General features: G+C 65.1%; 15 protein-coding genes. All 15 read right to left on the bottom strand.

Features of this window, described 5'->3' with window-relative positions; translation table 11 throughout:
• Window positions 1-3: 3 nt before the first annotated feature.
• On the bottom strand, window positions 4-477 hold the full coding sequence (locus tag AC1RWI_RS08155; RefSeq protein ID WP_492865651.1) for a virion core protein, T7 gp14 family: 474 nt from the start codon (window positions 475-477) through the stop codon (window positions 4-6).
• A gap of 17 nt (window positions 478-494) precedes the next feature.
• Complete coding sequence (locus AC1RWI_RS08150) at window positions 495-980, bottom strand: hypothetical protein (RefSeq protein WP_492865649.1); 486 nt, start codon at window positions 978-980, stop codon at window positions 495-497.
• Between the two features lies 1 nt (window position 981).
• A complete protein-coding gene (locus AC1RWI_RS08145; protein ID WP_492865647.1) occupies window positions 982-3054 on the bottom strand; it encodes a phage tail protein in 2073 nt (690 codons plus the stop codon).
• On the bottom strand, window positions 3054-3695 hold the full coding sequence (locus AC1RWI_RS08140; protein WP_492865645.1) for a phage connector family protein: 642 nt from the start codon (window positions 3693-3695) through the stop codon (window positions 3054-3056). The genes AC1RWI_RS08145 and AC1RWI_RS08140 overlap by 1 nt, the downstream gene beginning before the upstream one ends.
• 73 nt (window positions 3696-3768) lie before the next feature.
• The gene (locus AC1RWI_RS08135; RefSeq protein ID WP_492865643.1) at window positions 3769-3951 is read right to left on the bottom strand and encodes a hypothetical protein; all 183 of its coding nucleotides are present in this window, start codon (window positions 3949-3951) and stop codon (window positions 3769-3771) included.
• 10 nt (window positions 3952-3961) lie between these two features.
• Complete coding sequence (locus AC1RWI_RS08130) at window positions 3962-4399, bottom strand: Bbp16 family capsid cement protein (protein WP_492865641.1); 438 nt, start codon at window positions 4397-4399, stop codon at window positions 3962-3964.
• Window positions 4400-4413: 14 nt separating this feature from the next.
• The gene (locus AC1RWI_RS08125) at window positions 4414-5412 is read right to left on the bottom strand and encodes a major capsid protein (protein WP_492865639.1); all 999 of its coding nucleotides are present in this window, start codon (window positions 5410-5412) and stop codon (window positions 4414-4416) included.
• Window positions 5413-5420: 8 nt separating this feature from the next.
• Window positions 5421-6131 (bottom strand): protease, encoded by a 711-nt coding sequence (locus AC1RWI_RS08120; RefSeq protein WP_492865637.1) that lies wholly within the window; start codon window positions 6129-6131, stop codon window positions 5421-5423.
• Window positions 6091-6441: a Bbp19 family protein gene (locus AC1RWI_RS08115; RefSeq protein ID WP_492865635.1), complete on the bottom strand. Its 351-nt coding sequence runs from the start codon at window positions 6439-6441 to the stop codon at window positions 6091-6093. Before AC1RWI_RS08115 ends, AC1RWI_RS08120 begins: the two co-directional genes overlap by 41 nt.
• 48 nt (window positions 6442-6489) lie before the next feature.
• A complete protein-coding gene (gene gp10, locus AC1RWI_RS08110) occupies window positions 6490-6816 on the bottom strand; it encodes a capsid staple protein (protein ID WP_492865633.1) in 327 nt (108 codons plus the stop codon).
• 10 nt (window positions 6817-6826) lie between these two features.
• Window positions 6827-7054, bottom strand: a complete 228-nt coding sequence (locus tag AC1RWI_RS08105) for an Acb2/Tad1 domain-containing protein (protein WP_492865631.1) — start codon at window positions 7052-7054, stop codon at window positions 6827-6829.
• A 24-nt stretch (window positions 7055-7078) separates the two neighbouring features.
• Window positions 7079-8761, bottom strand: a complete 1683-nt coding sequence (locus tag AC1RWI_RS08100) for a portal protein (protein WP_492865629.1) — start codon at window positions 8759-8761, stop codon at window positions 7079-7081.
• Between the two features lie 6 nt (window positions 8762-8767).
• Entirely contained in the window at window positions 8768-9118 is a 351-nt protein-coding gene (locus AC1RWI_RS08095; RefSeq protein ID WP_492865627.1) for a hypothetical protein, read from the bottom strand.
• A gap of 12 nt (window positions 9119-9130) precedes the next feature.
• The gene (locus AC1RWI_RS08090) at window positions 9131-10654 is read right to left on the bottom strand and encodes a terminase (RefSeq protein WP_492865625.1); all 1524 of its coding nucleotides are present in this window, start codon (window positions 10652-10654) and stop codon (window positions 9131-9133) included.
• Window positions 10635-11432, bottom strand: a complete 798-nt coding sequence (locus AC1RWI_RS08085; RefSeq protein WP_492865623.1) for a terminase small subunit — start codon at window positions 11430-11432, stop codon at window positions 10635-10637. Before AC1RWI_RS08085 ends, AC1RWI_RS08090 begins: the two co-directional genes overlap by 20 nt.
• Window positions 11433-11463 lie beyond the last annotated feature (31 nt).

Here is an 11463-nt window from a genome sequence, read left to right as displayed (position 1 = left end):
GTCTTACCCCGCCGCCTTGTTGCCGGCATACCAGGTGGAAGCCACCTGGCCGGCGCCGGTGAGCAGGGAGGTGGCGCCCGCACTCACCGGGCTGATACCGCTCGCGCCGGCGCGCTTCATGGCCGCATCGGCCTGGTAGTTGATCCCCTGCGTGCGGTAGCCCCATGCCGTGCGCAGAGCGTTGTCGCGGATGGTGTTCGCGTCAAGCTCACCCACATAGTCGGTGGTAGTCAGAATGTCCGCCGCGCTACCCTGCGTCACGTCGATGCCGTTGGCAGCAAGCGCCGCGCGCTGGCTGCCCTTGACCTGGGTGACCTGCATGTTGGACCGCGCAACCGCCTTCTCGCCTTGGCGGATAGCGTCCTGCGCATTGAGCTCAGCCAGCTGCGCATTGATATCCGACGTGCCGGCCTGCGCATTGAGCGCGGACTGCTGTGATTTGGCGGAGTTGTAGGCGCTATAGGCCGACACTCCCATCCCTACGGCTTGGACGGCTACTGGGTTGCACATACGGGTCTGGTCAAGGTGAATCGATGAAAAGGCGCCCCGTTCGGCCCCAAGGGGATCGGGTCCGGCTCGACCGTGAAGCCCAGCCGGCGCAGCCACCGCAGGCTGACGGCATTCTCGGCGTGCACGAAGTTGACGAAGGCGGGGTACATCTCCAGTGCAAGGTCACGATACTGCATGCCTATCCGGGTAACCGCACCTGGGAAGCGCTCGGCGTGGGTGGTGCCGAGCATCCAGCCGCAGCCCAGCTTGTCGACGCCGGGCACCGCCACGATGCCGCCGAGCAGCGCGAGCTGGCCGTCGATATCGACCGCGAGGCGCCACCCCTTGAACGCAATGGCGGCGCGCAGCACGGCCAGAAGGTCTTCGCCCGGGTGCAGCGCCTCCACCTCTGCGCGGTCCGCTGCGCGCATGTTGGCCACCAGTTCGACGATATCGGCATCGGTGGGTGGCCGGCGGGTGATCGTCGCCATTTCAGCCCCCCACGGCAACGTCGAGCGTCACCGATACTATCGTGGCAGGCAGCGGGTAGACCTGCTGCAGGAACACACCGGCGTCTTGATTCCAGCTCGGATCGAGCACGATCTCGACCTCCTCGTTGTTGATCAGCCGCGGCGGCGAGCCATACGGCTCGTTGGTGCGCTGCTTGAGTTCCTTCATGCGGTCCAGGCTCGGGCCGGCAAACAGGCCGGACGTCTTCCGCAGGCGTGGGAATACCTTGTTGACGTTCTTTGGGCGGCCCTGCCCGAAGGCCTGCACCGCCTCCAGCGTGAGCGGCAACAACTGGATCTCGGCGGTATAGGGCAATCCCGCCGTAATGATGGATGCCGGCTGGTCCAGCGTGATGACGCCGTCAGTCACAACTTGTGACGGCAGCACGGCGCCGTCAGCCAGGATCGCCACGGTCTTGCCCTCCAGGTGGTCGAGGCCAGTCACCACCGTGGCCGGCGCGCCGTTGTATGTGACACCCGCGTCGACGAAGAAGCATTCGGTAAGCTGGGTGAAGAACCTACTGTGCATCCGCTCCACGTAGCGCACGCTGTTGCCGTTGATCGTGCGCCGCACCACCGCATACAGCACGTCCTCGTTGCCTTCCGTCACCGCAGCTACCGACTCGAACACGCCATCGGTCTGATGCTGGTGCCAGCCGGCCACCTTCTGTTCGGGCACATAGGTCAGCCCCAGCAGGCTGCCGTTCGAGCTCACCGACCACAGCATGGGGTACGGCGCCTTGACGAACGCCATATCCACAATGGTGTTGTCATCGAACAGGTGCGGCGCGAGGATAGAGATATCCGAGTTGGTGTATCCGAAACCCGTGGCCGCGCTGTAGCTGTACTGCAATTCGCGGATCCGGCCGCCGCGCGCCTGCGGGTAGAGAATGGTATTGCCGATGGAAGGCGGCTGCACGTTACTGGCACCAATATAGGACAACGGCCTGGCGTTGGTGGTGCTGGCCGTGAGCGCCGCGCTGCCACCCGATGTGATGCGCCATTCCGCGCTGGCGGTCAGCACAATCAGGTCGTTGAGCGGCACGATGTGGCGGATGGTGTTCGCCTCTCGTGCGGCCATGCGGAACTGGATGGAGTCATCGTCCTGCGCGGGGATGGACCGCGCCATGTTGCCCTCAGTGGCCGAGCGGGTCAGCCACATGTTCTGCGGCTTGTTGGCGGTGCCGCCAAAGGCGCGGCGCTGCTCGAAATAGGAGGTAGCTGCCGGGTAATCGCCCGCCGCGGCGAACGGGTTGTCGGCCACCGGTGGCACGCGGGTGGTATCCGGCTTGATGTTGTCGTCCTCGAACGCGGTGCCCGCCGTCTGGCCGATGTAGCCGTAGAGCCCGTTAATCAGCCGATAGACGTTATAGCGCACGGCGCCGGAGACGGCGGACCACGTAAAGGTGTTGGTCGACCCCGCATGGGTCAGGTCGTTATCGCACGTCGCGATGGGGAACGTGACGGGTGCGGATTCCTCGAGCGTGTTGGCAGCAACCGCGCGCACGGTGTAGTTGTACGTAGTCAGCGCCGTCGCGGGCGGATTGTTGGCTGTCGCGGCCATAGACGACGGTGTGCTGATGGCAGGCACGAACGACGCATCGATCAGGGTCCAGTTGAGCGCGCCCAGGCGGCGCAGCTCCTTGGGCGGGTAGCTCGGGTGCACCAGCGTCAATACGTCGTTGGACTGGATGTAATGGATGTCGAACAGGTCAGCCTCGGCGTATGGCGTAGCCACCTCGTACGGCGCGCCGCCCCCGTCCACCAGCGTGGCACCGTTGGTGTGGAAGCGGACATATCCGGGGCCGAATTCCAGCACGAAGGTCTGCGTCACGCTGTAGGTGAACGGCAGCAGCTTCGTGCGCTTCGTGCTGTCCTTCACGGGGCGCACGAACTCGAAGCCTGGCCGATTGGCCACCGGGCCGTGGGGGAGCACTTCGAAGTTACGGCAAAGGGCCAGGCCTGTCTGGAAGGCGCCCAGGTCGAGCCGGCCGAATAGCTCCGGCGTGATCTCGCCGCCTGCGAACGATCGGGCAAGGGTGCGTTGATTTGCCATTAGCGACGCCCCCATGGGTCGCAGTCAGGCACGATGTTGCGGCCGGCCATCCAATCCGGGGTGTGGACCGTGCGTACCTTGCGCTGGTTGGCATCGCGCCCGGTGGCCTTCGCCAGCCAGACCTGAAACTGCTGGTAGCACGCCGAGCCCGCCTGCACGCCGCTGTCTCCCTTGATGATGGGCCCGGCCAGATAGGCGGCCAGCAGCCACGCCATGGCTTCGACGAACAGCGGCGAAAACTTGGTCGAGTCCTCCACGAATCGCGTGTAACGCAGGATCGCGTTCACCTGGTTGGTGAGCACGATCGAATCGCCGTTCTCGTCCGTCTCTACCTCGAATTCCTGCGTGTCCTGGTCGAGCGCACCGGGAGCGAGAAGTGTCTGCGGCGCCAGGCAGTCGGCCGGCAGCGCGTAGGCGAATTGCCATGCGGTATCTGGTGCATTTGCCAGGAGCGGCAGTTGCACTCGGCGCGTGGCGAATCCCCAGTAGTGGGCGGCCAGCGTAGTGTCGCGCGCGATCGGATAGAAGCGTGCGCAATGTTCCGCCTGGGCGCTGCCCTCTGGCGGATCGATGCTCGACACGGTGGCGCCGTCACCCAGGTGGGACAGCGCGAAATTGCAGATGTCAACGTCCGATGCCATGCCCGGCTCCAATGAAAACGGGAGTCTGCAGGAGACCCCCGTTAAGCTGCGACAACGTCAGGAGAGACGAGGATCAGGCCAGTGCGTTCGGGTCCGCCGGATCGCCCTTTGCCTGCTTGCCGCCCTTGGCCTTCGGATCGTCGAGACGTTCCATCCAGCTGCCGACGGCATTTTCGTCTTCCACTTCGAAGGTCTCGCCCGGGTTGCGAAGGCTGCCATAGAAGCCGACTTCGGTTGCGCGTACTTGAATGCCCATGCTGTGCTCCTTAGACCGGGATGGTTTCGTCGTTGCCCATCGTGAACCCGGCAGTGACTTTGCCGGTCGTCGGGGCCGTGCCTGTCACGGTGTAATTCAAGCGCATGTAGCGCTTGGTCAAGCCGTAGGGCACGGTCTTCAGCGCGAAGCGCTTGCCCGGGGTCAGGCTCGCCGCCAGCAGCGTCTCGGTGTACAGCGTGACGGCCGTACCGAAAGCAGGATCATCGTCCGTTTGCACGGCGACAGCCAGGCTAGTGAGGTTGTTAAAAGCCTCGGTCACCTGCATCAGCAGCGGGATGTCCTGGCCCTTGCTGACATCGCGCTTGATCGGGGTCGCGTTTCGGGTCGGCGGCGTACCGGTGGCGCCGAAGTCGATCGTGTTGGCGGATGGTGCGCTGGCCGTGATGGCCTGCTTGTCCGAGAAGAGGTTTTCCTTGTCGAGAATCATGGTCAGCTCTCCTGTTAGACCACGCGGGCTTCGGTGTTGAACAGGGCATCCGTCTCGCGGATAGGGATGCCGCGATACGTCATCACCTCTTTGCCCTCGATCTCCATCGGCTTCAGGCGGATGAAGCTGTCGCTTGCGCCGGCGTTGGTAGCCAGCGCGTCGAGCGCTTCCAGCACATCGCGGTTGCAGTAGATCGCAACGCGACCGCCGGCGATACGCCGTTGGAACAGCGCGTAGTACGCCTTGCGCAGGAAGTCGTACAGCTTCACAGTGCCGCCCCGCATCGCCGCAAGATCGATATTGGCGACGCGCGCAACATAGCGCCAATCGCGCACCGAGAGGCCCAGGTCCCACGAGAATTTCTCGCGATATACGTCCAGCACACCGCCGTCGGTGGTGTCCTTGGTCACCTTGCCCTTGTCATCGCGCTGCAGGCCCGCCTTCGATCCCTTCGGGTACAGGCCGTGTACCGTGCGCTCGCCCCACACCACGAACCAGATCGAGGTGTTGTTGGAGCCGGTGCCGCCGGCATCGATGATCTGGCCGCCGTTCTCCGCGCCCAGCGAACCGAAGCGCGGCGCCAGGCCGAGAAATTCCTCGGGATCGGTGGCGGTGTTGCCGTAGAAGATCCGGCGCGATGCGGTCTGGCTCAAGCCTTCGATGAAGGCAGCGGCTTCCGACAGGCGCAGCTTGGCCGGGTTGTTCGACAGCTCGACCAGCTTGGCGTCGATTTCCGACCAGTTTTCCATCATGCCGGTGGCATCGCGCACTTGCTTGGTGGTCGACTTGCTCGGCTGGACGGACTGGTACAGCTTGCGGAACGTGCCGGCCGGGATGCCGGTACGGACCGTGGTCAGGTGCGTGGTGCCGTCATTGCACTCTTCCACCAGCATGTCTTCGAGGATCGGGTTCACCTGCGCCAGCAGTTCGATCACGTCGGCAATGGTGCCGTTCGGATCGGTGCGCTTGAACGTGTCCGCGAGAGTCAGGTAGGTATTGCCGATAATGGGCATGGCTCAGCTCACTTTTTAACGTCGTTTGGATACAGCCGCTCTTCCATCGAGCGCTCAGCACCTTGCGGCGCGGCGCCGGTCAGGAGGCGGTCCTCACTGATTGCCTTGCCGACCCGGTTGAACGTCCGGATAACCTCCGGGTGGTTCCCCAGGCCGGACTCCACCAGCAGCTTGCGGAAGTCGTCACTTGCAAAGGCGTCGAGCGCCTTCTTGCTCGTGGCCAGGTTCTCGTCGAACTTGTCGCCGCCGAGTTCCTTGTCCGCGCGGGCATCGGCTTCCCACTGCACCGCGGCGGCTTTCAGCGCCTCGGTCTGCTGGGTAGCCCATTTCTGTTGCAGGCGTGCGCCGAGGTCAGCGACCTTCTGCGCGTTGGCCTGCGACAGACCCAATTCCTTGGCAAGTCCCTTGAGATCGCCGGCCGCGTCAGCGTCGAAGGTGACGCCATCGGGGGCCGTGAAATCAGCGTAGGTCTCCGGTGGGCCGTCCGGCTTGGCCGCGCCGTCATCGGTCTTTCCCTTGGTGGGATCGTCCGCATTCGGAGTGGCGGCAGCCTGCTGCCCGTCGACCTTGGCGGCGGTCGCCGCGTCGGTGCCAGGTTGTTGCTGCTGTTGCGCGCCGTCTGCCGCCGTGGCCTGTTGGCCTTGGCCGGCATCGGGCGCGCCGGTTGCAGTGGCGGCATCAGTGGGAGCTTGGCCGGCCTGCGTCGTCACGTCTGACATTGTTCTGTTGCTCCTGGAGCATCACTGCGTATTGCTCGGGGCACGCCGCGTGGATCTGTGCCATCAGGTACAGACCCACATTGCGCTGGCCTTCGCGAAAGAAGGTTTCCGAGTTGCCTGTGAACGAGCTGCGGAACACGCCGGTGCGTTCGAGCATGACCCAAACGATGCGGCGGCCCCGCTTGTCCTTCATGAGCCAGCGGAAGTCCTCGACCGCGATGCCGGCCTGTTGCCTGCTTCGCTCTTCGGCCTGCTGCTTGGTGCGCCGCTGGCCATCGATGTCGGTCGGGTCGTATCCGAATTCACTCATGCAGCAAACGATACATCCCGATTTGGGAGGTATCCGCACCGGGCAATGTCAGGTGCCGCCGTACATCCGCTCTTCCATCGAGCCCGATGGGGCCGGGTCGAGTTGCATGTCAGTGATCTGCAGGTTGACGTTGGTCTCTTTGCCGTCCTGGTTGGCGTACTGCGATGTGCCAGTCACCTCGACGACGGCAACCAGCTGCATCTTGGTGCCGACGGTCGGCGCAGTCGTCAGGCCCAGCTTGCCGAGCACTTCGTCGCACAGGTTGATGCTGAGGCCGTAGGGGTAGGCCGGGCCGCCGTCGCCGGAATCGGATGCGCAGCAGCCGGCTTCCTCCTTGGCTTCCTCGGGGGTGAGCTTCATCGAGACGAGGGCCATGGCCGGCTCCTTAGAACGTGGTGGGCTGGGCTACGGCGCGCACGGCCCACATGAACCCTTGCTGCAGATTGGTCTTGCCGAGCGCCACTGCGCGCTGGTCGAGCGAACTGCCGGCCGCCTGCAGCTGCTCGATGAGCGCGCCCACCTCTTCGGCCTTCTGCTTGATGGCATTCATGAGCGCGATCTCTTCCGCGCTCAGATCCCGATAACCCTTGATGTGCTTGTGCTGGTTGTCCATGAATGCTCCGTTGGGGTTGTGGATTTACTGGCCGGGCGCGCCGTAGCCCTGCAGCATGCCCATCACGTCGGTGAGAGCGTTCTGGCCGCTGGTGTCGGCGCCGGCCAGCTTGTTGGCCGAATCGGCCCCGGCCTGCATGAGCGCCGCCTGCTGTGCGGCCTGCTGTGCCTGGGCGCGCTGCTGGCGGATGACTGCCACCTGCTTGTCCGGCACGATGATGCGCGGGTCGACGCCGTAGCCGTCGGCATAGATTTCGGCCCACTGGTCGGCGTCGAAGCGGTCGAGCACCTCGGGCTTCATGCTGGCCACGGTGCCCAAGCCCATGACAAAGCGGTCCATGGCGTTGTTGCCGATGGCGCGCTGGGCCTGGGCGAGGATGGACACGAACTCGACGAGCAGCGGCTGCCCCTCCATCTCGGGCGGGGGCGGCGGCACCAGGCCGGCCTGCACCATGCGATCGAACGTGATTTCCACCAGCGGCTTCAGGCACTCGTTGTGCAAGCGCTCGAGCGCTGGCCCGATCATGAGCAGCTTTTCCTCGTGGCGCTCTGCGATCTCGGTGGCGGTCTTCTGGGTGTTGTCGCCCTGGTACAGCATCAGGAACAGGTCCGCGAAGAACGCCGCGTTGATTCGCTCGCGCACGTCGCGGATGTCCTCCAGCAGGAAGTCCAGGCGCAGGTTCACCTCGAAGGTGCTGCGGATGCCGCCGCTGGGGCCAGCCATGTCCACATACGACACGCCGCCCGGCAGCATGTCCACCTCGTGGCCCTTCATGGCGGTGGGCGCCTGCACGGGCGGCTTCGTCATGTAGTCGATGCCCTGCCCCTTGCGGAGCTGCTCGTGCTGCAGCTGCTTGATATCGCCCAGCGCCATCATGCCCGGCGAGACGCCATAGACGTCCTGGCCGAACACGCGCCAGCGTGGAGCCAGCGCGCGGAAGCTCTTGAAGCCGGATTCGCTCAGCGTCGCACCGGCGCGGTCCGCGCCCAGTTCGAAGTAGGTTGAACTCCACGGCATGTTCTTGCCATCGCGCAGGGTCGGATCGCGGTCGGCGCGCGGCTCGATGCCGTGCACCACGGTCACCCAGGTATCGAGCGAGCCGGAACCGTACAGGTTCTGCACAGCCCGACTGCAGCGGTCCTTGCCGAACTGGCCGACCATCTGCGCGACGGTCATGTCGAATTCGCGATACAGCGTGCACACGTCACCCTTGAAGTCCGTGGCGACGCGGTATTCACCGGCGGTCAAGGGGAAATTGTGGATGACCGATTTGAAGTCATCCATCACGATGTTGGCCGCCGTCCCGTAGCAGCCCAGTTCCTCGTACATCGAATGAAGGGTGCGATAGGTATTGCCGCGCGAGAAGATCGCCAGCATGCGCTGGGTGAGTTCGTTGAGCCACACCTTGACGGGCTCCGACTGCATCAGCCCATCGTCCGCTGTGGTCATCTTCACCCAGGGGCGCGCCGGGCTGGTGGCACCGGACATCATGCCGGCGCCGAAGATCGTCAGCGCCTTCGTGCCGGTGCTGTCGTAGATGTTGTTCATCCGCCAGTCGCCGCGGTTGCGGTCGGACGTGACGAAGCGACCCGAGTACGGCAGCAGGTGCCGGCTCACGTCCTGGTAGACGGTGCGCCAGCCGGCGTAGTCGAGGTTCAGGCTCGACCAGCGTTTCTGGTAGTTGATGACTTGCTCAGCGGTCGCCATGCCGGATCAGGCCCCCAGCAGGGTGTTCACGCCCTGCAGCTTGGTGCGAGAGAGCGAAAGCGTACTGGGGTCCACGCCCTGCGCGCCGGTGAGCAGCGTGCTGGCATTGCCAGCGTTGAGGCCATCGGTGGCCTGCGCGCCAGTGTTGGCGGTCTTCAGCGCCTGCACGTCGGGTGCCTTGGTCTCTTGTGGCTTGGCGCCGGCCTTGTTGATCTGGTCCTGCAGCGCCGCATTCTGTGCGTTCTGCGCATCCCGGGCGGAGTTCGCAGCCTTTCGCTGCTGGTCAGCCGAGTACGCGCCGACGGCGACGGCCGCGACCGCTGCGATGCCATAGCCAATCGATACTGGTTCGCACATGACGGATTCCGGTCAGGATAGTGATTCGTACGGATTATGGTCGCGACGTTTGCGGGTATCCGCACCCGGCAGGTCGGCCACCCGCGGCGTGTCGATCAGCGCGAGGATGGCGGCGCTGGCGTAGTCGGGGCTGCGCTGGATGCGCTTGATGATCTCGTCGCGGCTCTCGACCTGGACGGTGCGGCCCTGCAGGCGCCAGCGCGGTGCGCTGAGATCCGCCAGCAAGCGCTGGTCAGGTGGCAGCGCGATGCCAGTGGCGTTGGCCGGGTCCAGCGCCTCGCGCATCTTCCACCAGTACTGGCTGCGCTGGTTGGCGAAGGTGAGCCGGCCGGACTTGTCGGTGGCGGTGGAGCCCTCGGCCACGTTGATGCCAAGCACGTGCTGGCCCGCCTGGTTCAGGAAGTCGTAGGGCGAAGCCCCTACACCGATTACGTCGATGTGGATCGGCGCGCGGTCGCGCAGCGCGGCGATGGTCAGCCCGGCCACGGTCGGCCCGTCCGGGGTGGCCGTGCCGGGATAGGCGATCAGCTCGTCGAACCACATGCCGTGGCGCCGCGAAATGACGGTCTGATCCTCGCCGCCGCGCGCCACGTCGACGCCCAGGGAATCCATGCGGCCTGGCTTGGCGTCGTGCTTCTTCCATCGGGCTTGTGCCGCCTCGATCCAGGCTGTGGGAATGACCTGCATGGCATCGTCCTTCACGCCGGCCATGAAGTCGCCATAGAGCATTTGCGAGCGCAGCGGCTCGGGCAGGGCTTGCAGGGTAGCCATGTAGCCAGTCCCCATCAGGAAAGGGTTATCCGCCACCCGCGACGGGATGAAGGTGCGCGATTCGGGGGTGATCACTTCCCCGTTGCGCGTGAATGGCGTGCTATCCGGTACCTCGACCTCGGTGCCGTCGATCATGGCAAACCAACGCAGCTCGCCGGGCTCGGCCGGGCACGGGTGCTTCGGGTCCAGCCAGGGGGCAAAGAAAGCGATGATCCAGCGCCCTTCCGCCGACGTGGGCGGATTGAACGTGAGCAGCGCCTGACATTGCTGCTTGGGGTCGACGGATCGCAGCCAGCCGAGCAGGAACCGCACCTGGCCTTCGAGGAAGTTGGCCGCCTCGTCGAACACGAGCAGGTCGTGTGGCCGGCCCTGATAGCCCTTCTCGTCGCCAGCGTTGGGCAGGCTGGCAAACTCGATCTGCAGGGGCTTGCCGTCGGGACGCTGGGTGCGCCAGATCTTCTTTTGGCCGTTGTAGCCCAGCTTGTTGCCAATCAGCTCCTCGAGCCGATCCTCGATGCCGGTCAGCTCGGTACCCACGCGGCGCAGCATCATGACCTTGCGATGCCGGGTCAACGCCTTGCCGCACGCCAGGTCGGTCTTTCCGCCGCCGGCCGCGCCACCGTAGCCGATGATCTTGGCTTGCGAGGCGTAGGCCAGGGATTGCGGGCCTGGCAGCGGGTTCCAAGGGTGGCGCCGCTTCAGTTCGCGGGCCAGCAGCAATGCGCGCTCCAGACGCGCGCGCTCTTCAAACGAATTCGCTGCCATCGGATTGCGGTGCGGGGGGCGGCATGTCCGGCACCGCCACGCCCTGTGCAGCCAGCATGGCGAGCTCGGCACGGATGTCCTCGTTCGTCATCTCGGTCAGGGCCAGGCTGCCGGATAGCTCCAGCTTCTCGGCAAACAGACGCAGGTGCTTGCCGACCAGTTCGGCCGCGCGGGTGCGGTCGTGGGTCTTGATCTCGATGCCGTCCTTGGTCTGCTTCACCCCGGCATAGAGCGTGCGTGCGGGGCCGCTCAGGTGGCGAGTATCCGGGATGTACATGTCCGGCACACCCTCGCCGTGGCACTCGGGGCAGTCGAGGTGCGGATCCTTGCGCGGGTCGAAGCCCATGCCGCCCGCCTCGTCGAAATGCAGATCGCGCTCCTTCAGCGGCTTGCCGGTGCGCTCGGCGTCTTCGACTCGCCGATCGTGCGCGTCGCGATCCCGCTCCATCTCCGCCGGTGTGCGCTGGTAGCGGAACCCAATCCCGTGGCAATGGCGGCAGCAGATGCGGCGGTGCTGCACGATCTCGTTCGGGTCCGCGGTGGCGATATCCCACAGGATCCGCAGCACTTCCTTGGCCTCGATGTTCAGATCCGCAGCGCGCTCGGCTGCCAGCTTGTCGATGGCGGCTCGCACATACGGCGTGGCCATCAGTTGCGCGGCTTGCTCGTTCGCCGACCTGGGGCTGTAGCCCGCACGAATGGCGGCCTGCGTGCCGTTCAGGTCAACGAGGTACTGCTCGACGAATGCCCGCTGCTTCGGGGTGAGGGTAGGAGCCATGCCAACATGCTAAGTTTTGCGTGGCCCGGTA

The organism is Cupriavidus sp. MPR-AND1C (genome assembly GCF_058809705.1).
This window is presented reverse-complemented; position numbering and strand designations above follow the sequence as displayed.

What these genes read in the sequence shown, in the direction of transcription:
- AC1RWI_RS08155 (WP_492865651.1), bottom strand. Translation starts at nt 477, where the DNA reads ATGGGAGTGTCGGCCTATAGCGCCTACAACTCCGCCAAATCACAGCAG.
- AC1RWI_RS08150 (WP_492865649.1), bottom strand. Translation starts at nt 980, where the DNA reads ATGGCGACGATCACCCGCCGGCCACCCACCGATGCCGATATCGTCGAA.
- AC1RWI_RS08145 (WP_492865647.1), bottom strand. Translation starts at nt 3,054, where the DNA reads ATGGCAAATCAACGCACCCTTGCCCGATCGTTCGCAGGCGGCGAGATC.
- AC1RWI_RS08140 (WP_492865645.1), bottom strand. Translation starts at nt 3,695, where the DNA reads ATGGCATCGGACGTTGACATCTGCAATTTCGCGCTGTCCCACCTGGGT.
- AC1RWI_RS08135 (WP_492865643.1), bottom strand. Translation starts at nt 3,951, where the DNA reads ATGGGCATTCAAGTACGCGCAACCGAAGTCGGCTTCTATGGCAGCCTT.
- AC1RWI_RS08130 (WP_492865641.1), bottom strand. Translation starts at nt 4,399, where the DNA reads ATGATTCTCGACAAGGAAAACCTCTTCTCGGACAAGCAGGCCATCACG.
- AC1RWI_RS08125 (WP_492865639.1), bottom strand. Translation starts at nt 5,412, where the DNA reads ATGCCCATTATCGGCAATACCTACCTGACTCTCGCGGACACGTTCAAG.
- AC1RWI_RS08120 (WP_492865637.1), bottom strand. Translation starts at nt 6,131, where the DNA reads ATGTCAGACGTGACGACGCAGGCCGGCCAAGCTCCCACTGATGCCGCC.
- AC1RWI_RS08115 (WP_492865635.1), bottom strand. Translation starts at nt 6,441, where the DNA reads ATGAGTGAATTCGGATACGACCCGACCGACATCGATGGCCAGCGGCGC.
- gp10 (WP_492865633.1), bottom strand. Translation starts at nt 6,816, where the DNA reads ATGGCCCTCGTCTCGATGAAGCTCACCCCCGAGGAAGCCAAGGAGGAA.
- AC1RWI_RS08105 (WP_492865631.1), bottom strand. Translation starts at nt 7,054, where the DNA reads ATGGACAACCAGCACAAGCACATCAAGGGTTATCGGGATCTGAGCGCG.
- AC1RWI_RS08100 (WP_492865629.1), bottom strand. Translation starts at nt 8,761, where the DNA reads ATGGCGACCGCTGAGCAAGTCATCAACTACCAGAAACGCTGGTCGAGC.
- AC1RWI_RS08095 (WP_492865627.1), bottom strand. Translation starts at nt 9,118, where the DNA reads ATGTGCGAACCAGTATCGATTGGCTATGGCATCGCAGCGGTCGCGGCC.
- AC1RWI_RS08090 (WP_492865625.1), bottom strand. Translation starts at nt 10,654, where the DNA reads ATGGCAGCGAATTCGTTTGAAGAGCGCGCGCGTCTGGAGCGCGCATTG.
- AC1RWI_RS08085 (WP_492865623.1), bottom strand. Translation starts at nt 11,432, where the DNA reads ATGGCTCCTACCCTCACCCCGAAGCAGCGGGCATTCGTCGAGCAGTAC.